The sequence below is a fragment of the Kineococcus lubricus genome, from assembly GCF_050871965.1.
Lineage (GTDB): Bacteria > Actinomycetota > Actinomycetes > Actinomycetales > Kineococcaceae > Kineococcus.
This window is the reverse complement of record NZ_JBJLSK010000015.1, coordinates 20,941-40,170: the sequence shown is the minus strand read 5'-3', so window position 1 is coordinate 40,170 and position 19,230 is coordinate 20,941. Positions and strand designations below refer to the sequence as shown.

Sequence of the window (19,230 nt, the reverse complement as noted above, 5' to 3'; positions counted from 1 at the left end):
CGGGCCCCGCGCCGTCGAGGCCCGCCCGGTACGTCGCGGTGGTCCTCAGACGGCGCGGGCGGCGAAGCGGCCCTGCTCGGCGCTGACCTCCAGCCGCAGCCCGAAGGTCTGCGACAGCGCCGCCGACGTCAGGGTGTCCTCGACCGGCCCGGCGGCCACGACGCGCCCGCCGCGCAGCAGCAGGGCGTGGGTGGTGCCCACGGGGATCTCCTCGACGTGGTGGGTCACCATCACCGGGGTCGGGGCGGCGGGGTCGGCCGCGAGCGCCGTGAGCCGGCGCAGCAGGTCCTCGCGCCCGCCGAGGTCGAGGCCGCCGGCGGGTTCGTCCAGCAGCAGCAGCTCGGGGTCGGTCATGAGGGCGCGGGCGATCTGGGTGCGCTTGCGCTCCCCGTCGGACAGGGTCGCGAAGGCGCGCCCGGCGAGGTGGGCCACGCCCAGCAGGGCGAGCAGCTCCTCGGCGCGGGACTCGTCGTCGGGGTCGTACTCCTCGCGCCAGCGGCCGGTGACGCCGTAGGCGGCGGTGACCACGACGTCGCGGACCTTCTCCTGGCCGGGCACGGCGTTCCCGAGGGCGGTGCTGGCCAGGCCGATGCGGGGGCGCAGCTCGAAGACGTCGACGCGGCCCAGGGTCTCGCCCAGGACGCTGACGCGGCCGGAGGTGGGGAACAGGCGGGCGGCGGCCACCGACAGCAGGGTGGACTTGCCGGCGCCGTTGGGGCCCAGCACCACCCACCGCTCGCCGTCCTCGACGGCGAGGTCGACCGCGTCGAGCAGCACGCTGGTGCCGCGCCGGACGGTGACCGCGGACAGGTCCAGCACCGAGGCGGGTTCCCGGTCCACGACGTCGCTCCTGACGTCGCGCATGGTGTCGCTCATGGGCGCGACCCTAACGAGTCGTATCCTCGCGGCTGTGCTGGACCTGCCCCGCTCCGCGCGGTTGGCCGCCTGGGGAACGGGTGTGCTGACCGGTCGCGTGCCCGTCGCCGGGGCCGTCGCGGCCGTGGTGCGTGACGACGAACCGCACGGGGTGCGGTGGGAGGACGACGCCGGTCCCGGACCGGCCCGGGGGGCGCAGGACCTCGCGGGGCTGCTGGGGGCGCTGGCCGCCTCCGGCGGGGGCGGGGGCCGGTTGCTGCTGGTGCTGCCGGTGCCGGGGGACCCGCGGGGGCTGCCGGGGCCGGCGGCGGTGAACGTGGCCGCGCTGGAGGCCGGGGAGTGCGTGCTGTTCGAACCGGGCGCCGGGGCCGGCGCCGGGGCGGGCGTGGACCCCGGGCCGCGGTGGGCGCTGGTGCCGCACGTCACGGAGTTCGGGTCGGTGTGGGAGCCGGGGGCGTTCGTGCGCTGGGACGGGCACGCGGCCGCGCCGCGGCGGGCCCCGGAGGCCTCCAGCGTCGCCGAGTCCGAGCAGGAGCTGCGGGTGGCGCTGGCCACGGCGACGCGGGCGCTGTCGACGCTGGACGTGGCGCGCTGGCGGGAGGAGGCCGCCGACCGGATCGTCGCGGTCCGCGACGGCGCGCTGGTCCGCGACGCGCTGCCGCCGGGGTTCGCACCCCGGGCGCTGCGGGTGGTGCAGACCGCGGCGCGGGTGCTGGCCATCGTGGACCTGGCCACCGAGGACGACGGGGCGGCGATCACGAGCCTGGAGGCGACGTCGCGGGCGGCGGCGCTGCGGGAGGTGGGGGCCGTGGCGCGCCGGGCGCTGGTCGCGGCGGTCAACGCCCCCACCGGGGCGCTGTGACCGCTCAGCGCACGGCGGGACCGGCGGCGGGCAGCTGGGCCAGGGCCCGGTTCTCGGCCGGCAGCCGGAAACCCAGCAGCAGGACCGCGTTGAGGACGGTGAACCCCAGCGCCGTCCACCAGCAGGAGGCGACCAGCGGCAGGGCGAAGCCCTCCACGACGACCGCGACGTAGTTGGGGTGCTTGAACCACCGGTAGGGGCCGGCGGCGACCAGTTCCAGGCCCGGCACGACGATGACGCGGGTGTTCCAGCGCGGCCCCAGGGTGGTGATGCACCACCACCGCAGGCCCTGGGAGGCCACGACGAGGGCCAGCATCGGCCACCCCAGGGCGGGGACGAAGGTGCGCCCGGCGGCGAACCACTCCACCAGGACCGCCACCAGCAGGCCGGTGTGCAGGGCCACCATGGGCGGGAAGTGGCCGCGGCCGCTCTCGCGGCCCCCGCGGGCGAAGGACCAGCGGGCGTTGCGGGTGGACACGACCAGCTCGGCGACCCGTTCGAGACCGGTGGCCAGGACGAGGGCGACGACGAGGGCGCTCACACCCGCTCCAGCAGCACCGTCTGGGTGGTGACGCCGGGCCCGACGCCCAGGACCACGGCCCGCTGACCGGGGTCGGCGGCGGTGCGGGCCAGGACGTGCAGGACCGCGGAGCTGGACAGGTTCCCGCACTCGCGCAGGACCTCCCGGGAGGTGTCCAGGGCGCCGGGGGGCAGGTCGGCGGCGGCGGCGACGGCGTCCAGGACCTTGGGCCCGCCGGGGTGCACGACCCACCGGTCCACCCCACCACCGTCCGGCAGGAAGGCGCGCAGGTCGTGGCCGACGTGGCGGGCCAGCACCTGCGGCAGCTGCGCCGACAGCACGATCCGCAGGCCGCTGGACCCCACCCGCCAGCCGAGGTCGTCGGCGGAGTCGGGCAGGACGCGGGAGGTGTGGTCCAGGACCCGCCAGCCCGGGCCGGGGTGGCCGGGTCCGGTGACGACGACGGCGGTGGCGCCGTCGCCGAACAGGCCGCTGGCCACGACGTTGGCCACCGACCGGTCCCCGGCCTGCAGGGTCAGGGAGCACAGCTCGACGCTGACCAGCAGCCCCACCGCCCCGGGGCGGCCGGCGCAGAACCGTTCCAGCAGCGCCAGGCCGCTGGCCCCGGCGACGCAGCCGAGCCCGAACCCGGGCCAGCGCAGCACGTCCGGTCGCAGTCCGACGCGGTCGGGCAGCAGCGCGTCCACCGAGGGCGCCCCGACGCCGGTGACGGTGGTGAACAGCAGCACGTCGACGTCGTGCGGTTCCAGCCCGGCCGTGGCCAGGGCCCCCTTGACGGCCCGCTCGGCCAGGTCCAGGGCCAGGTCGGCGAACAGGGCGTTGGTGGTGTCGAAGGCGCCGGGGCCGCTGACGAGGTCGGGGTAGGTCTCCAGCGGCAGCGCCAGGTGGCGGGCCCGGACGCCGGTGGCGGCGTGCAGGCGGTGCAGCAGGGACCGGCCCGGGCCGGGGTCGGTCAGCAGCGGGGCCAGGACCTCGGCGATCTCGCTCTGGGCGTACCGGTGGGCCGGCAGGACCGGTTCGACCGCCACCACCGTCGCGGCGGACGGGGGCGGCGACGGGGTCGGCGTGCTCACGCGGTGATGCTCGCACCCCCGGACCGGTCCGGCACGGGCAGGCACGGGCGGGCGGGCCGGTGCGTAGGGTCACCGGGGTGAAGGTCGTGGTCCCCGGCGGGACGGGTCAGGTCGGTGCGGTGCTGCGGCGGGCGCTGGCCGCGCGCGGCGACGAGGTGGTCGTGCTGTCGCGGCGGCCGGCCGTCCTGGAGGCCGGGGTGCGGCACGTCGTGTGGGACGGGCGCACCGTCGGGGCGTGGGCCGCGGAGCTGGACGGCGCCGACGCGGTGGTGAACCTGGCGGGGCGGACGGTGTCGTGCCGGTACACCGACACCAACCTGCGGCAGATGATGGACTCGCGGGTGGACTCCACCCGCGCCGTCGGCGAGGCGATCGCGCGCGCCGACCGGCCGCCGGCGACGTGGCTGCAGATGAGCACCGCGACGATCTACGCCGACACGCGGGGCCCGGCGCACGACGAGGACGGTGAGGTCGGCGGGGACGAGCCGCACGTCCCGCTGTACTGGGAGTACTCGGTGCGGATCGCCCGGCGGTGGGAGCAGGCCCAGCTGGAGGCACCCACCCCGGCCACGCGCAGGGTGCAGCTGCGCACCGCGATGGTCATGACCCCCGACCCCGGCGGGGTGTTCGACGTGCTGTCGTGGATGGCGCGGCTGGGCCTGGGCGGGCCGGTGGCCGGCGGCGGGCAGTTCGTGTCGTGGATCCACGGCGACGACTTCGCACGGGCGGTGCTGTTCCTGCTGGAGCGGGCGGACCTGTCGGGGCCGTTCAACCTGGCCGCGCCCGAGCCGCTGCCGCAGCGGGAGTCGGTGCGGGCGCTGCGGCGGGCGTGGGGGCGGCCGGTGGGGCTGCCGGCGACGGCGCGGATGGCGGGGGTGGGGGCGTTCGTGCTGCGCACCGACCCCGAGCTGCTGCTGAAGAGCCGGCGGGTGGTGTCCACGCGGTTGCCGGCGGCGGGGTTCACCTTCGAGCACCCGCGGTGGGGGCCGGCGGCGGCGGACCTGGTGGCCCGCCGCCGCGCGGGGGCGGCTCAGAGCACCGAGCGGTAGACCTCCAGGGTCCGCGCGGCGATGGCGTCCCAGGAGAACCGCTCCACGGCCCGGGTGCGCCCGGCGGCGCCGAAGGCGCGGGCGCGGTCGGGGTCGGCGACGGCCTCGGTGAGGGCGGCGGCGAGGTCGGCGACGAACCGGTCGGGGTCGACGGGGGCGCCGGTGCCGTCGGTGACCTGCTCGATGGGCACCAGCCAGCCGGTGACGCCGTCGTCGACGACCTCGGGGATGCCGCCGGTGGCGGTGCCGACGACGGCCGCGCCGCAGGCCATGGCCTCGAGGTTGACGATGCCGAGGGGCTCGTACACCGACGGGCACACGAACACCGTGGCCTGGGACAGGTGCTCGAGCAGTTCGGCGCGGCTGAGGTGCCGGTCCAGCCAGACGACGCCGTCGCGGGTCGCCTGCAGGTCGGCGACCAGGCCGGCGACCTCGGCGGCGATCTCGGGGGTGTCCGGGGCGCCGGCGCACAGGACGAGCTGGACCTCCGGCGGCAGCTGCGCGGCCGCGCGCAGCAGGTGCGGCAGCCCCTTCTGGCGGGTGATGCGGCCCACGAACACGACCGAGGGGCGGTCGGGGTCGACGCCGTTGGCGCGCACCAGGTCCCGGCCCTGGACGGGCGTCCACTCGGTGGCGTCGATGCCGTTGTGGACGACGTGGACGCGGTCGGGGTCCAGCGCGGGGTAGGAGCGCAGGATGTCCGCGCGCATCCCGGCGCTGACCGCGACGACGGCCGCGGCGGCCTCGAACGCGGTCCGCTCGGCCCAGGAGGAGACCCGGTAGCCGCCGCCGAGCTGCTCGGACTTCCACGGCCGCAACGGTTCCAGGCTGTGGGCGGTGACGACGTGCGGGACGCCGTGCAGCAGGGAGGCCAGGTGGCCGGCGAGGTTGGCGTACCAGGTGTGGGAGTGCACCAGGTCGGCGCCGGCGGCGTCGGCGGCGAGGGTCAGGTCGACGCCGAGGGTGCGCAGCGCGGCGTTGGCGCCGGCGAGTTCGGCCAGGTCGGGGTAGCCGGTGGCGCCCGGTTCGTCGCGGGGGCCGCCGAAGGCGCGCACCTGCACCTCGGGCCCGGCCGGCAGGGCGCGCAGGGCGCGGACCAGTTCGGCGACGTGGACGCCGGCGCCGCCGTAGATCTCCGGCGGGTACTCCTTGGTCAGCAGGTCGACACGCATCGAACTCCCTTTCCCGCAATCCGATCGGCGGGTGGTCACCGCGCCTGATGGGCAACCCACCGTACTGGGGCCTAGTGTGCCCCTCGTGGCCACACCGAACGTCCTCGCGATCGTCCTCGCCGGTGGGGAGGGCAAACGGCTCATGCCACTCACCGCGGACCGGGCCAAACCGGCCGTGCCCTTCGGGGGGACGTACCGCCTCATCGACTTCGCCCTGTCGAACCTCGTCAACGCCGCGTACCGCAAGATCGTGGTCCTGACGCAGTACAAGTCGCACTCCCTGGACCGGCACCTCTCGCAGAACTGGCGGATGTCGAACCTGTTCGGCTCCTACATCGCCTCGGTCCCGGCGCAGCAGCGCGTGGGGCAGCGCTGGTACGCCGGGTCGGCCGACGCCATCTACCAGTCGCTGAACCTCATCAGCGACGAGCGGCCCGACATCGTCGTCGTGGTCGGCGCCGACCACGTGTACCGGATGGACTTCTCCCAGATGGTCGACGCGCACGTCGCGTCCGGTTCGCCGTGCACGGTCGCCGCGATCCGCCAGCCCATCTCGCTGGCCGACCAGTTCGGCGTCATCCAGACCGCGCCGGGCTCGCAGCGGATCGCGGAGTTCCTGGAGAAGCCCAAGGACCCCAAGGGCCTGGACGACTCCCCCCACGAGGTCCTGGCCTCGATGGGCAACTACGTGTTCGACGCCGACGCCCTGGTCGAGGCGGTGACCCGCGACGCCGAGCGGGAGGACTCCAAGCACGACATGGGCGGCGACATCGTGCCCAGCTTCGTCGAGCGGGGCCTGGCGTCGGTGTACGACTTCAAGGACAACGAGGTCCCCGGCGCCACCGACCGCGACCGCGCGTACTGGCGCGACGTGGGGACCCTCGACGCCTACTTCGAGGCCCAGATGGACCTCATCTCGGTGCTGCCGGTCTTCAACCTGTACAACTACGAGTGGCCCATCATCGCCGCCCAGGACTACTACCCGCCGGCGAAGTTCGTGCACGGCTGGCAGGGCACCTACGGGCACGCGGTGAACTCCATCATCAGCCAGGGCACCGTCGTCTCCGGTGCGCTGGTGGAGAAGTCGATCGTCTCCCCCAACGTGCGGCTGGACTCCTGGGCGCACGTGTCGGAGTCGGTGCTGATGGACGGGGTGCAGGTCGGGCGGCACGCCGTCGTGCAGCGCGCCATCGTCGACAAGTTCGTCACCATCCCCGACGACGCCCGCATCGGGGTCGACGCCGAGGAGGACCGCGCCCGGGGTTTCCACGTCACCCCCTCGGGCATCACCGTCGTCGGGAAGGGACAGACCCTCTGATGAGCGAGCAGACCACCACCGCGCAGGACCGCCCGGTGCGGATCGGGGTGCAGCTGCAGCCCCAGCACGCGCCCTACCCCGCGATCCGCGCCGCCGCGGCCCGCGCGGAGGAGCTCGGCGCCGACATCGCCTTCAACTGGGACCACTTCTACCCGCTGTACGGCGACCCCGACGGCCTGCACTTCGAGTGCTGGACGATGCTCGCCGCCTGGGCCGAGGCCACCAGCCGCATCGAGATCGGCGCCCTGGTCTCGTGCAACTCCTACCGCAACCCCGAGCTGCTGGCCGACATGGCCCGCACCGTCGACCACGTCTCGGCCCACGACACCGGGAAGGGCCGGCTGGTCCTGGGCATCGGGTCGGGCTGGTTCGAGAAGGACTACGACGAGTACGGCTACGAGTTCGGCACCGCCGGCGGCCGGCTGGACAAGCTGCGCGATGACCTGCCGCGCATCGAGTCCCGGCTCGCGAAGCTGAACCCCGCACCGACCCGCGACATCCCGGTGCTCATCGGCGGCGGCGGGGAGAAGAAGACGCTGCGCCTGGTCGCCCGGCACGCCGACATCTGGCACACGTTCGGCGACGTGGAGACCTTCACCCGCAAGTCCGCCGTCCTCGACGAGCGGTGCGCCGAGATCGGCCGCGACCCCGGTGAGATCGAGCGCTCGGTCGGCGTGGAGACCGTCGAGGAGGCCCAGGCCCTCTTCGCCGCCGGTGCCCGGTTGTTCACGATCGGCGCCGGCGGCCCCGACTACGACCTGGGCGCCCTGGCCGACCTCATCGCCTGGCGGGACGCGACGAACGCCTGACCGGCGGCCCCACCGGCCCCGGTAGGGTCGCGGGCGTGCCGAACCCCGCGACCGTGCTCGTGACCGTCACCGGACCGGACCGGCCGGGGGTGACGTCGGCGCTGTTCGCGGCGCTGGACGGCACCGGCGCGCACGTCCTGGACGTCGAGCAGGTCGTCGCCGGCGGGGTCCTGACGCTGTCGGTGCTGACCACGGCCGAGGACGCCGTGCGCGCGACCGTCGCCGGCCTGCGCCTGGAGGGTCTGCAGATCCGCTGCAGCGCACCGCAGCCGCCCACCGCGGACCGTCCCCGCCGGTTGCACGTGACGCTGCTGGGCGCCCCGCTGCTGCCGGCCGCCGTCGCGCGGGTCACGACCGTGCTGGCCGAGGCGGGCGCCAACGTGGACCGGATCCGGCGGATGTCGTCCGAACCGGTCACCAGCGTCGAGCTGGACGTGTCGGTGCGCGGCAGTGCCCAGGACGTCCTGCACCTGCGCCGCACCCTGGCCACCGAGGCCGGCCGGCACGGCCTGGACGCCGCGGTCTCCCCCGCCGGGCTGGCCCGGATGGGCCGGCGGCTGGTCGTCATGGACGTCGACTCCACCCTCATCCAGCACGAGGTCATCGAACTGCTGGCCGCCCACGCCGGCCGCGAGGCCGAGGTGGCCGCCGTCACCGAGCGCGCGATGCGCGGGGAGATCGACTTCGGCGCCTCGCTGCGCGAGCGCGTGGCCTGCCTGGAGGGCCTGGACGTCTCCGTGGTCGACGCCGTCCGCGAGGCCGTCGTCCTGACCCCCGGCGCGCGGACCCTGGTCCGCACCCTGCACCGGCTGGGGTTCACCCTGGCCCTGGTCTCGGGCGGTTTCCTGGAGGTCGTGGGGCCGCTGGCGGCCGAGCTGGGCATCGCGCACGTGCGGGCCAACCGGCTGCAGGTGGTCCACGGCCGGTTCACCGGCCGCGTCCTGGGACCGGTCGTGGACCGCGCCGCGAAGGCGACCGCGCTGCGCGAGTTCGCCGCCGCCGAGGGCCTGCCGCTGCACCGCACCGTCGCGATCGGCGACGGCGCCAACGACCTGGACATGATCGCCGCGGCCGGGCTGGGGATCGCGTTCAACGCCAAGCCCGTCGTGCGCGAGCAGGCCGACGCGGCGCTGAACGTCCCCTACCTCGACGCGGTGCTGCCGCTGCTGGGCATCACCCGCGAGGACGTCGAGGACGCCGACCTGGCCGACGCCGTCCTGGCCGGGGACGGCCCCGCCGCGGGGTGAACCGCGGCGGGGCCGGCGGGCCCGGTTCAGCCGCGGCCCAGCGCCCACGTGGACAACCACGCCAGGGCGGCGATGAAGGCGATCATCAGCGCCCCGAGCAGGGCCAGCTTGCGCCCGCCGGAGGGCGCCACTCAGTGCCCCATGCCCAGGCCGCCGTCGACCGGCAGCACCGCCCCGTTGACGTACCCGGCCCCGGCCAGGAACAGCGCGGCCTGCGCGATGTCGTCGACGTCGCCGAAGCGGCCCGCCGGGATGCGGCCGCGGTAGTCGGCCTGGGTGGCCTCGGGCAGCTCTCGGGTCATGTCGGTGTCGATGAACCCCGGGGCGATGACGTTGGCGGTGATGCCCCGCGAGCCCAGCTCGCGCGCGATGGAGCGGGCCAGCCCGATCATCCCCGACTTCGAGGCGGCGTAGTTCGTCTGCCCGGGCGAGCCGTACAGGCCCACGACCGAGGACATGAAGATGATGCGGCCGTGCTTGGCGCGCACCATCCCGCGCACCGCGCGCCGCGCCACCCGCCACGCCCCGGCGAGGTTGGCGTCCAGGACGGTGTCGAAGTCCTCGTCGCTCATCCGCATCAGCAGCTGGTCGCGGTTGGTGCCGGCGTTGGCCACCAGGACCTGCACCGCGCCCTGCTCGGCCTCCACGGCCGCGAACGCCGCGTCCAGCGACGCCGGGTCGGTCACGTCGGCCCGCACGCCGAACAACCCGGCCGGCGGCTCCCCCGAGCGGTACGTCACCGCGACCCGGTCGCCCGCGGCGGCGAAGGCGCGGGCCACGGCCAGGCCGATGCCGCGGTTGCCGCCGGTCACCAGGACGCTGCGGGGCTCGGGCGCGGGCGTCGGGGTCGGGCTCTGGCTGGGGGTGTCGATCGTCACGAGGGCCGAAGCTAACGCATCGGGGGCGGTCGTCGACGTGCGGGCGTACCGTTGTTGAGTGCATGACCAGCGAAGCCCGCAGCACGACGAGGGGGCCTACCGGATCACCGCGGCCCCCACCTCCCACACCGACGACCTCGGCGTGCGCTACCGCAAGTACGTGGTCTCCATGCTCGTCCGCACCGCGTGCTTCCTCTGCTTCGCCTTCATCGACCACTGGACGCGGTGGCTGTTCATCGCCGGGGCGGTGTTCCTGCCGTACGTGGCGGTCGTGCTGGCCAACGCCGGCCGCGAGTCGCGCGCGCCGGCGCCCCAGAGCTTCGACGTCACCGCGCCCCCCGAGCGGCCGGCGGCGCAGCTGCCGGCCCTGGAGGCGAAGATCACCGCGATCCACTCCCCCCGCGACGACGACTGACGTTCCCGCCCGGCCCCGGACAGCCGGCCGACAGCCGTCGGACAGCCGTCGGACACCGGCCGTTCACGGCTTGGTCAGCCGCGCCCGCGGTGTCAGACTGACGACGTGGAACCTCCCGCGGAACACCCGGGCACGTCCGCCGCCTCGCCGTCCCCGGCGGCCACCTCCCTGCACGAACCCCCCTCCGACCTGGTGTGCAGCGCCCGCGGGTGCACGCACGAGGCCGACTTCGGGCTGCGGTGGAACAACCCCAGCCTGCACACCCCCGACCGCCGCAAGACGTGGCTGGCGTGCACCGAGCACCGCGAGCACCTCTCCCAGTTCCTCGGCGCCCGGGGATTCCTGCGCGAGGTCGTCGAGGTGGCACAGTTGCGCGCGTGAGCGCCCCGTGAGTGTCCTGCGGCTCCTGCGTGAACCCCGGTGGCTGCGGGGGCTGGCGGTGGCGGTGCTGGTCGCCCTGGTCTGCTGCGTCCTGGGCCGCTGGCAGTGGCTGCGCCGCGAGGACCGGCTGGCCGCCAACGCCCCGCTGATGCAGAACTACGACGACCGCCCCGCGCCGGTGTCCGCCGTGCTGCCCGCCGGGGCCGGGCTGGATCCCTCCCGGGTCTGGACACCCGTGCAGGTCAGCGGCCGCTACGCCGCGGACGCGACCGTCCTGGTCCGCAACCGGCCGCTGGACGAGCAGTTCGGCTACGAGGTCCTGGTCCCCCTCGTGCTGGACGACGGCACCGTCCTGGTGGTCGACCGGGGCTGGCTGCCCGGCGGGCAGGGCTCGGCCGAACGTCCCGACACCGTCCCGGCCGCCCCCGACGGCGAGGTCACCGTGGTGGCCCGGTTGCGGTCCTGGGAGGCCGCCAAGCGCGGTGAGGTCCCCGCCGGGCAGGTCACCTCCATCGCCCGCGACAGCGTCACCCGCGCCGTCTCCGACGCCCTCGCCGCCGACGGGGGCCGCCCGCCGACGGTCCTGGACGCCTATGCCGTGCTGGCCTCGGAGACCCCCGCCCCCGCGCTGGCTCCCACGCGCCCGGCGCGCCCGGCCGTGGACGAGGGACCGCACCTGGCCTACACCGTGCAGTGGTTCGGGTTCGCGCTCACCGCGTTCGTCGTGTGGGTCGTCGCGGGCCGCCGCGAGCTGCAGGCCCGGGCCGAGGGGCAGTCGGCGGGTCAGCCGACGGGTCAGCCGGCGGGTCAGCCGGCGGGTCAGCCGGCGGGGCAGCCGGCGGGGCAGCCGGCGGGGCAGTCGGCGGGGTCTCCCGCCGCAGCCGGGGGTGCGCCCCGGCGCGAGACCGTCCCCCGGGCCCCGGCACCCCGGCCGGCCCGCCGGCGCCGCCGGGAGGGGGCCGACGAGGAGGCCGAGGACGCCGAGCTCGACGCGGGGGTCGACGCGGAGATCGATCCGGCCCATCGGGGCTGACTGCTCCGGCGGTTCGCCCGTTCGGGTGCACACGATCATGCTGTGTGTCGCATCGGCCACTCTGCGCAACAATGGGCGCATGGACTTGGGGCTCACTGACCGCGTGTACGTCGTCTCGGGTGCATCGACCGGTCTGGGGCTCGCCTGCGCGAGGGTCCTCGCCGACGAGGGCGCCCTGCTCGTGCTGCACGCCGCCGACGAGGAGGAGCTGGCCGCCGTGGCGCCCAGCATCGGCGACCCCGCCCGGCAGCTGCTGGTCCCCGGGGAGATCTCCGACCCCGGCACCGAGACGCGCCTGGTGGCCGCCGCCAACGCCCGCTTCGGCCGGCTCGACGGCGCGGTCATCTCCTGCGGCGCCCCGCCCACCTCCTCGGTCCTGGAGGCCGCCGACGGCGCCTGGCGCGAGGCGTTCGAGTCCAGCCTGCTCGGTCCGCTGCGACTGGCCCGGTCGGTCGGCAAGGCCGCCACCGGCGAGGGCGCCTCGATGGTGCTGCTGCTGTCGAGCACCGTGCGCCGCCCCGTGATGGACGCCGGGGTCGCCAACGGCCTGCGCCCGGGGCTGGCGATGGCCGCCAAGGCCCTGGCCGACGAGCTCGGCCCGCGCGGGGTCCGCATCAACAACCTGCTCGCCGGGCACGTCGACTCCAGCTCACCCCTGGAGTACGAGGACGGCGACGAGGTCGCCGGCGACCTGCTCGACAGCATCCCGCTGCGGCGGGTCGGGCTGCCCGACGAGTTCGCCCGGGCCGCCGTGTTCCTGCTGTCCCCGGCCGCCAGCTACATCACCGGAGCCTCGCTGACCGTGGACGGGGGGACCGACCGTTCCCTGTGAGCGGCCCCCTGGACGGCTCCCTGGACGGGCCTGCGGTCGCCCTCCGCGCGCGGACCGGGTGCACCGCTGCCCCCGGTCCGCGCGCGGGTGCTCAGGCCTGGCGGGCCTTGCCGCGCGTGGCGCCCCCCCGGCTGCGCAGGGTGACGTCGTTCTCGCTGAGGAGCCGGTGCACGAACCCGTAGGACCGCCCCGTCTCCTCGGCCAGCGCGCGGATGCTCTTGCCCTCCGCGTAGCCCTTCGACAGCTCGTCGGCGAGCTGCTCGCGCTCCGTGCCGCTCAACCGGGTTCCCCGTTTGATCGTCTCGGTCACCCCGACCTCCTCCAGTGTCGTCGCGGACCTGAAACCCCCTCCATGGTCACCACGTCGGGCCGTCCTGGCCACTCGAAGGTCGTCGCGCCCGCCGGCGGCCGGTTCCGGTCCCCCGCGCCGGAAGACGCGTGGACCGGCCCGGGCGCGGGCGGGTCAAGCCAGCGAGACCAGCTCCGCGTACGAGGCGTTCCACAGGTCCTCCACGCCGTCGGGCAGCAGCACGACCCGCTCGGGCCCCAGCGCCTCCACGGCCCCCTCGTCGTGGGTCACGAGGACGACGGCGCCCTCGTAGTGCTTCAGCGCGTCGAGGATCTCCGCGCGCGAGGCCGGGTCGAGGTTGTTCGTCGGCTCGTCCAGCAGCAGGACGTTGGCGCTGGAGACGACCAGGGTGGCCAGCGCCAGCCGCGTCTTCTCCCCGCCGGACAGGACCCCGGCGGGCTTGTCGACGTCGTCGCCGGAGAACAGGAACGAGCCCAGCACCGTCCGCACCCGGGTGTCGTCCAGGTCCGGTGAGGCCGAGCGCATGTTCTCCAGGACCGTGCGGTCGTGGTCGAGGGTCTCGTGCTCCTGGGCGTAGTACCCGATCTTCACCCCGTGACCGCCGATGATCTCACCGGTGTCCGGCTGCTCCACGCCCCCGAGCATCCGCAGCAGCGTCGTCTTCCCGGCCCCGTTGAGCCCGAGGATGACCACGCGGCTGCCGCGGTCGATGGCCAGGTCGACGGCCGTGAAGATCTCCAGGGAGCCGTAGGACTTGCTCAGCCCCGAGGCCATCAGCGGCGTCTTGCCGCACGGCGCCGGCTTGGGGAAGCGCAGCTTGGCGACCTTGTCCTGGACGCGGACGTCCTCCAGGTCCCCCAGCAGCTTCTCGGCCCGCTTGGCCATGTTCTGCGCCGCGACGGCCTTGGTCGCCTTCGCGCCCATCTTCGCGGCCTGCAGCAGCAGCGTCCCGGCCTTCTTCTCGGCGTTGGCGCGCTCGCGCACGCGGCGCTTCTCGTCGGTCTCGCGCTGCTTGAGGTAGTTCTTCCAGCCCACGTTGTACAGGTCGATCGTGGCGCGGTTGGCGTCGAGGTGGAAGACGCGGTTGACGACGACCTCGAGCAGCTCGACGTCGTGGCTGATGACGATGAGCCCGCCGGCGTAGTTGCGCAGGTGCTCGCGCAGCCAGGTGATCGAGTCGGCGTCGAGGTGGTTGGTCGGCTCGTCCAGCAGCAGCGTCTCGCTGTGCGAGAACAGGATGCGGGCCAGCTCGACGCGGCGGCGCTGCCCCCCGGAGAGGGTCTTCAGCTGCTGGTCGAGGATCCGGTCGGGCAGGTTCAGGTTGGCGCAGATGCGCGCGGCCTCGGACTCGGCCGTGTACCCGCCGAGCGCGACGAACCGCGCGTCGAGCTTGGTGTAGCGGTCCATGGCACGGTCGCGGACCTTCGGGTCGTCGCTGGCCATGTCGACCTCAGCCTTGCGCAGCTTGGCGACGACCTCGTCGAGGCCGCGGGCGGCCAGGATGCGGTCGCGCGCCAGCATCTCGGGGTCACCGGCGCGCGGGTCCTGCGGCAGGTAGCCGATCTCCCCCGAGCGGGTCACCGTCCCGGCGGCCGGCTGCCCCTCCCCGGCCAGGACCTTGGTCAGCGTCGTCTTGCCGGCGCCGTTGCGCCCGACCAGACCGATCCGGTCCCCTGCGGCGACCCGGAAGCTGACCCCCTCCATGAGGAGCCGGGCTCCGGCGCGCAGTTCGATGTCGGTGGCGACGATCACGGGAGGGCAGCTCTCACTTCACGAACGGGACCGGGTGGGTCCCCAGTCTACGGGCGCACGGCAGGGCCCCCCGGAACGACGGTTCCGGGGGGCCGCGGACGTGCGGGTCAGACGTTGAAGCCGAGCGCGCGCAGCTGCTCGCGCCCGTCGTCGGTGATCTTCTCCGGGCCCCACGGCGGCATCCACACCCAGTTGATGCGGTGGTCGGCGACCACGTCGGTCAGCGCCTGGGCGGTCTGGTCCTCGATGACGTCGGTCAGCGGGCAGGCCGCGCTGGTCAGCGTCATGTCGATCGTCGCGACGTTGTCGTCGGAGACGGTCAGGCCGTAGATCAGCCCGAGGTCGACGACGTTGATCCCCAGCTCGGGGTCCACGACGTCCTTGAGCGCCTCCTCGACGTCGGCCAGCGCCGCCGGGGTCGGACCGCTCGCTGCGGTGGTCTCGCTCACGGTCTGTCCTTCGCTCGGGATCGGTTTCTCAGGCGGGGGCGAGGAAGCGGTCGTAGCCGGACTCCTCGAGCGCGTCGGCCAGCTCCGGGCCGCCCTGCTCGGCGACCTTGCCGCCCACGAACACGTGCACGAAGTCGGGCTTGATGTACCGCAGGATGCGCGTGTAGTGCGTGATGAGCAGGACCCCGGGGTTGATCGAGGCCAGCGACCGGTTCACGCCCTCGGAGACGATCTTGAGGGCGTCGACGTCGAGGCCGGAGTCGGTCTCGTCGAGGATCGCGAACTTCGGCTTCAGGAGCTCCATCTGCAGGATCTCGTGCCGTTTCTTCTCCCCGCCGGAGAAGTGCTCGTTGACGTTGCGCTCGGAGAACGAGGAGTCCATCCGCAGGTCGTCCATCGCCTGCTTGACGTCCTTGACCCAGGTGCGCAGCTTGGGCGCCTCACCGTCGATCGCGGTCTTGGCGGTCCGCAGGAAGTTCGAGACCGTGACGCCGGGGACCTCGACGGGGTACTGCATGGCTAGGAACATCCCGGCGCGGGCGCGCTCGTCGACGCTCATCTCCAGGACGTCCTCGCCGTCGAGGGTGACCGAGCCACCGGTGACGGTGTACTTGGGGTGCCCGGCGATGGAGTACGCCAGCGTCGACTTGCCCGAGCCGTTGGGGCCCATGACGGCGTGGACCTCACCGGAGTTGATGGTCAGGTCGACCCCGCGCAGGATCTCCTTGACGGAACCGTCCGCCTCGTCGACCGTCACGTGCAGGTCGCGGATCTCCAGGGTGGACATTCAGTTCTCCTCGAGGGACTGGGGGGCGGGGGTGTGCTGGGCCAGCCGGCCCTCGATCGTGGTCATGAGCCGCTGCGAGACGTCGGGGATGCCGATCTTCTCGACGATGCTGGCGAAGAACCCGCGCACGACCAGGCGGCGGGCCTCGTCCTCGGTGATGCCGCGCGACTGCAGGTAGAACAGCTGCTCGTCGTCGAAGCGGCCCGTGGCGCTGGCGTGCCCGGCGCCGACGATCTCGCCGGTCTCGATCTCCAGGTTCGGCACCGAGTCGGCGCGGGCGCCGTCGGTCAGGACCAGGTTGCGGTTCAGCTCGTACGTCTCGGTGCCCTCGGCGCTGGCGCGGATGAGCACGTCGCCGATCCACACCGCGTGCGCGGACTCGCCCTGCAGGGCGCCCTTGTACTCCACGTAGCTCTTGCAGTTGACGGCCGTGTGGTCGACGAACTGGCGGTGCTCGGAGTGCTGGCCGGCGCCGGCGAAGTACACGCCCAGCGCGGTCGCGTCGCCGCCGGGGGCGGCGTAGGAGATGTTCGCCGACACGCGCACGGCCTTGCCGCCGAGGGTGACGACGATGTGGCGCACGCGCGCGTCGCGCCCCACCCGCACGTCCTGCTGGCCGACGTGCAGCGCGTCGGCGTCCCACTCCTGCAGGCTGACGACGGTCAGGTCCGAGCCGTCGCCGGCGCGGACCTCGACGTTGCCGCGGTGCGCGCCGCCGCCGAGGTGGGACACGACGACCAGGGCCTTGGCGTGGTGGCCGGTCTCGACGACCAGGTGCCCGGAGGTGGTCGTGCCCGCCTCACCGCGCACGGTCACCACGACCGGCTCGGTCAGCTCCGCCTCGGCCGGGACGCTGATCCGGTGCGCCACGTCGGTGCCGGCCCAGCCGGCCGCGGCGGCGCGGTCACCGGGGACGAACGCGGCCCCGGCGCCGACCTCGGCCGGGGTGCCGCTCACGTGCTCCACGACGTCGGGCGCGCTGACCTCGACGGCGGCCGAACGAGCGGGGCCGTCGGTGTCGAACAGCGGCGCGAGGTCGCGCAGCGGGGAGAACTTCCACTCCTCCTCCCGGCCGGTGGGGACCGGGAAGTCGGCGACGTCGAACGACGTCGCGCGCGCGGCGCGGGAGGCCGCGGGCACCACGGGACCGCCGTGCGTGTGGGCCCCGGAGGTGTCCGCGGTGCCCGAGCGGGTGCCCGGCGCGGAGGTGGTGGGCTCTTCGTTGACCAGGGTCATCAGCCGACGGCCCCTTCCATCTGCAGCTCGATCAGGCGGTTCAGTTCCAGGGCGTACTCCATGGGCAGCTCGCGGGCGACGGGCTCGATGAACCCGCGCACGATCATCGCCATGGCCTCGTCCTCGGCCAGGCCGCGGCTCATGAGGTAGAAGAGCTGGTCGTCGGAGACCTTCGAGACCGTGGCCTCGTGCCCCATCACGACGTCGTCCTCGCGGATGTCGTTGTAGGGGTAAGTGTCTGACCGGGAGATGGTGTCGACCAGCAGCGCGTCGCAGCGCACCGTCGAGGCCGAGTGGTGGGCACCCTCGAGGACCTGGATCAGGCCCCGGTAGGAGGTGCGGCCCCCGCCGCGGGCGATCGACTTGGACACGATCGAGCTCGCGGTGTGCGGGGCGGCGTGCACCATCTTGGCGCCGGCGTCCTGGTGCTGGCCCTCACCGGCCATGGCGATGGACAGCGTCTCGCCCTTGGCGTGCTCACCCATGAGGTAGACGGCCGGGTACTTCATCGTGACCTTGGACCCGATGTTGCCGTCGATCCACTCCATGGTCGCGCCCTCGGCGGCCGTGGCGCGCTTGGTGACCAGGTTGTAGACGTTGTTCGACCAGTTCTGGATGGTCGTGTACCGCACGCGGGCGTTCTTCTTGACGATGATCTCCACGACCGCGGAGTGCAGCGAGTCGCTCTGGTAGATCGGCGCGGTGCAGCCCTCGACGTAGTGCACGTAGGAGCCCTCGTCGGCGATGATCAGCGTCCGCTCGAACTGGCCCATGTTCTCGGTGTTGATCCGGAAGTAGGCCTGCAGCGGGATCTCGACGTGCACGCCCGGCGGGACGTAGACGAACGAGCCGCCCGACCACACGGCGGTGTTCAGCGAGGCGAACTTGTTGTCCCCGACGGGGATGACGCTGCCGAAGTACTCCTTGAAGAGCTCCTCGTGCTCGCGCAGGCCGGTGTCGGTGTCGACGAAGATGACGCCCTTCTCCTCCAGGTCCTCGCGGATCTGGTGGTAGACGACCTCGGACTCGTACTGGGCCGCGACGCCGGCGATGAGGCGCTGCTTCTCGGCCTCGGGGATGCCGAGCCGGTCGTAGGTGTTCTTGATGTCCTCGGGCAGCTCGTCCCAGCTGGTCGCCTGCTTCTCCGTGGACCGCACGAAGTACTTGATGTTGTCGAAGTCGATCCCCGACAGGTCCGAGCCCCAGTCCGGCATGGGCTTGCGGCCGAACAGGCGCAGGGCCTTCAGGCGCAGCGCGAGCATCCACTCGGGTTCGCTCTTCTTCGCCGAGATGTCGCGCACGACGTCCTCGGACAGGCCGCGACGGGCCGACGCGCCGGCGGTGTCGGAGTCCGCCCACCCGTACTGGTACTTGCCGAGACCCTCCAGTTCGGGCGGACCCGCGGTGGTGGTGCTCTCGGAGACGGTGTCGGTCACAGTCGTCGTCCTTCCGTGGCGTGCTGGGCGTGCTGACGGTCCTGCTGGTCTGACGGTGCGGGGGGCCGGGCCGGGGGCCGGACCTGGTCCAGGGGGACGAAGGTGGTGCAGACGTGGTCGCCGTGGGCGAGCGTCGCCAACCGTTGCACACGGGTGCCCAGGACGTTCTCGAAGGTCCGCCGTTCGGCCTCGCACAGCTGCGGGAACGCCTCGGCGACCTTCTGGACCGGGCAGTGCCCCTGGCACAACTGCAGCCCCTCGGCCGGTGTTCCCTGCGCGACGGGCCGGGAACTGGCCGAGTACCCCTGGTCGGCCAGGGCCTGCACCAGGGCCTCGACCCGTTCGGGCAGCGACCCGGTGAGCCCGGCCAGGGACTCCTCCAGGGCGGCGAACCGCTGGCGGGCGAAGTCGGTGACGGCCTCGGGACCCAGCGCGTCGGCCAGGTACCGCAGCGCCGTCAGGGCGAGCTCGTCGTAGCCCGACGGCAGGTCGTCGTGACCGGCGGAGCCGATCACGTACTCCTTGGCCGGGCGGCCGCGGCCCCGGCGGGCGTCCGGGCGCGGCTCGCGCGCCTGCAGGACCCCCTCGGCGGCCATCGCGTCGAGGTGGCGGCGGACCGCGGGGCCGCTGAGCCCGAGCACCTCGGCGATGCGGGCGGCGGTGACGGGCCCGAGCTCGGCGACGGTGGTGCGCACGCGGGTCCGCGTGCGCGCCTCGTCCGGGCTCACCCCCCGGGGCGTCCCGGGAGGTAAGGACGTCCTCACCAATTCCACA

Annotated in this window: 21 protein-coding genes; 9 read left to right on the top strand and 12 right to left on the bottom strand. The window is 74.0% G+C overall.

Features of this window, described 5'->3' with window-relative positions:
* Positions 1–45 precede the first annotated feature (45 nt).
* Positions 46–876, bottom strand: coding sequence for an ABC transporter ATP-binding protein (locus ACRYRX_RS12950; RefSeq protein WP_432512360.1), 831 nt, complete (start codon positions 874–876; stop codon positions 46–48).
* A 34-nt stretch (positions 877–910) separates the two neighbouring features.
* Here ACRYRX_RS12950 and ACRYRX_RS12945 point away from each other — a divergent pair, with 34 nt between their 5' ends.
* Positions 911–1,738, top strand: a complete 828-nt coding sequence (locus ACRYRX_RS12945) for a hypothetical protein (protein WP_432512359.1) — start codon at positions 911–913, stop codon at positions 1,736–1,738.
* Positions 1,739–1,742: 4 nt separating this feature from the next.
* Here the strand turns inward: ACRYRX_RS12945 and ACRYRX_RS12940 are convergent, their stop codons facing one another.
* Positions 1,743–2,279 (bottom strand): isoprenylcysteine carboxyl methyltransferase family protein, encoded by a 537-nt coding sequence (locus ACRYRX_RS12940; protein ID WP_432512358.1) that lies wholly within the window; start codon positions 2,277–2,279, stop codon positions 1,743–1,745.
* Complete coding sequence (locus ACRYRX_RS12935; RefSeq protein ID WP_432512356.1) at positions 2,276–3,352, bottom strand: type III polyketide synthase; 1,077 nt, start codon at positions 3,350–3,352, stop codon at positions 2,276–2,278. The genes ACRYRX_RS12940 and ACRYRX_RS12935 overlap by 4 nt, the downstream gene beginning before the upstream one ends.
* A 77-nt stretch (positions 3,353–3,429) precedes the next feature.
* Between ACRYRX_RS12935 and ACRYRX_RS12930 the strand changes: the two genes are divergently transcribed.
* Positions 3,430–4,401: an epimerase gene (locus ACRYRX_RS12930; protein WP_432512354.1), complete on the top strand. Its 972-nt coding sequence runs from the start codon at positions 3,430–3,432 to the stop codon at positions 4,399–4,401.
* Here the strand turns inward: ACRYRX_RS12930 and glgA are convergent.
* Positions 4,383–5,573: a glycogen synthase gene (glgA, locus tag ACRYRX_RS12925; RefSeq protein ID WP_432512352.1), complete on the bottom strand. Its 1,191-nt coding sequence runs from the start codon at positions 5,571–5,573 to the stop codon at positions 4,383–4,385. The two genes, ACRYRX_RS12930 and glgA, sit on opposite strands and share 19 nt — an antisense overlap.
* A gap of 85 nt (positions 5,574–5,658) precedes the next feature.
* On the opposite strand from glgA, the gene glgC reads away from it, so the two are divergent.
* The 3 genes from glgC to serB are packed head-to-tail and all read left to right on the top strand — an operon-like array spanning position 5,659 to position 8,947.
* The gene (gene glgC, locus ACRYRX_RS12920) at positions 5,659–6,891 is read left to right on the top strand and encodes a glucose-1-phosphate adenylyltransferase (RefSeq protein WP_432512350.1); all 1,233 of its coding nucleotides are present in this window, start codon (positions 5,659–5,661) and stop codon (positions 6,889–6,891) included.
* A complete protein-coding gene (locus ACRYRX_RS12915; RefSeq protein WP_432512349.1) occupies positions 6,891–7,700 on the top strand; it encodes an LLM class F420-dependent oxidoreductase in 810 nt (269 codons plus the stop codon). Before glgC ends, ACRYRX_RS12915 begins: the two co-directional genes overlap by 1 nt.
* A gap of 35 nt (positions 7,701–7,735) precedes the next feature.
* Positions 7,736–8,947 (top strand): phosphoserine phosphatase SerB, encoded by a 1,212-nt coding sequence (gene serB / locus ACRYRX_RS12910; RefSeq protein WP_432512348.1) that lies wholly within the window; start codon positions 7,736–7,738, stop codon positions 8,945–8,947.
* Positions 8,948–9,078: 131 nt separating this feature from the next.
* Here serB and fabG read toward each other — a convergent pair whose 3' ends face one another.
* Entirely contained in the window at positions 9,079–9,825 is a 747-nt protein-coding gene (fabG, locus tag ACRYRX_RS12905) for a 3-oxoacyl-ACP reductase FabG (protein WP_432512346.1), read from the bottom strand.
* A gap of 58 nt (positions 9,826–9,883) precedes the next feature.
* On the opposite strand from fabG, the gene ACRYRX_RS12900 reads away from it, so the two are divergent.
* From ACRYRX_RS12900 to ACRYRX_RS12885, 4 genes are all read left to right on the top strand, one after another.
* Entirely contained in the window at positions 9,884–10,240 is a 357-nt protein-coding gene (locus ACRYRX_RS12900; protein WP_432512344.1) for a DUF3099 domain-containing protein, read from the top strand.
* A 168-nt stretch (positions 10,241–10,408) separates the two neighbouring features.
* The gene (locus ACRYRX_RS12895) at positions 10,409–10,621 is read left to right on the top strand and encodes a hypothetical protein (protein WP_432512515.1); all 213 of its coding nucleotides are present in this window, start codon (positions 10,409–10,411) and stop codon (positions 10,619–10,621) included.
* 7 nt (positions 10,622–10,628) lie between these two features.
* Entirely contained in the window at positions 10,629–11,654 is a 1,026-nt protein-coding gene (locus ACRYRX_RS12890; RefSeq protein WP_432512343.1) for an SURF1 family cytochrome oxidase biogenesis protein, read from the top strand.
* A gap of 79 nt (positions 11,655–11,733) precedes the next feature.
* On the top strand, positions 11,734–12,486 hold the full coding sequence (locus ACRYRX_RS12885) for an SDR family oxidoreductase (protein ID WP_432512342.1): 753 nt from the start codon (positions 11,734–11,736) through the stop codon (positions 12,484–12,486).
* Between the two features lie 91 nt (positions 12,487–12,577).
* Here the strand turns inward: ACRYRX_RS12885 and ACRYRX_RS12880 are convergent, their stop codons facing one another.
* From ACRYRX_RS12880 to ACRYRX_RS12850, 7 genes are all read right to left on the bottom strand, one after another.
* Entirely contained in the window at positions 12,578–12,796 is a 219-nt protein-coding gene (locus ACRYRX_RS12880) for a helix-turn-helix domain-containing protein (protein ID WP_432512341.1), read from the bottom strand.
* A gap of 153 nt (positions 12,797–12,949) precedes the next feature.
* Positions 12,950–14,548 carry an ABC-F family ATP-binding cassette domain-containing protein gene (locus ACRYRX_RS12875; protein ID WP_432512340.1) on the bottom strand — a complete coding sequence of 533 codons (1,599 nt, stop codon included), beginning with the start codon at positions 14,546–14,548 and terminating at the stop codon, positions 12,950–12,952.
* 107 nt (positions 14,549–14,655) lie between these two features.
* A complete protein-coding gene (locus ACRYRX_RS12870; protein ID WP_432512514.1) occupies positions 14,656–15,018 on the bottom strand; it encodes a metal-sulfur cluster assembly factor in 363 nt (120 codons plus the stop codon).
* A gap of 7 nt (positions 15,019–15,025) precedes the next feature.
* Positions 15,026–15,784 carry a Fe-S cluster assembly ATPase SufC gene (gene sufC, locus ACRYRX_RS12865; RefSeq protein WP_432512339.1) on the bottom strand — a complete coding sequence of 253 codons (759 nt, stop codon included), beginning with the start codon at positions 15,782–15,784 and terminating at the stop codon, positions 15,026–15,028.
* Positions 15,785–17,020 carry a Fe-S cluster assembly protein SufD gene (sufD, locus tag ACRYRX_RS12860; RefSeq protein ID WP_432512337.1) on the bottom strand — a complete coding sequence of 412 codons (1,236 nt, stop codon included), beginning with the start codon at positions 17,018–17,020 and terminating at the stop codon, positions 15,785–15,787.
* Positions 17,020–18,408 (bottom strand): Fe-S cluster assembly protein SufB, encoded by a 1,389-nt coding sequence (gene sufB / locus ACRYRX_RS12855; RefSeq protein WP_432512512.1) that lies wholly within the window; start codon positions 18,406–18,408, stop codon positions 17,020–17,022. Before sufB ends, sufD begins: the two co-directional genes overlap by 1 nt.
* A 44-nt stretch (positions 18,409–18,452) precedes the next feature.
* The gene (locus ACRYRX_RS12850) at positions 18,453–19,151 is read right to left on the bottom strand and encodes a helix-turn-helix transcriptional regulator (RefSeq protein ID WP_432512335.1); all 699 of its coding nucleotides are present in this window, start codon (positions 19,149–19,151) and stop codon (positions 18,453–18,455) included.
* Positions 19,152–19,230 lie beyond the last annotated feature (79 nt).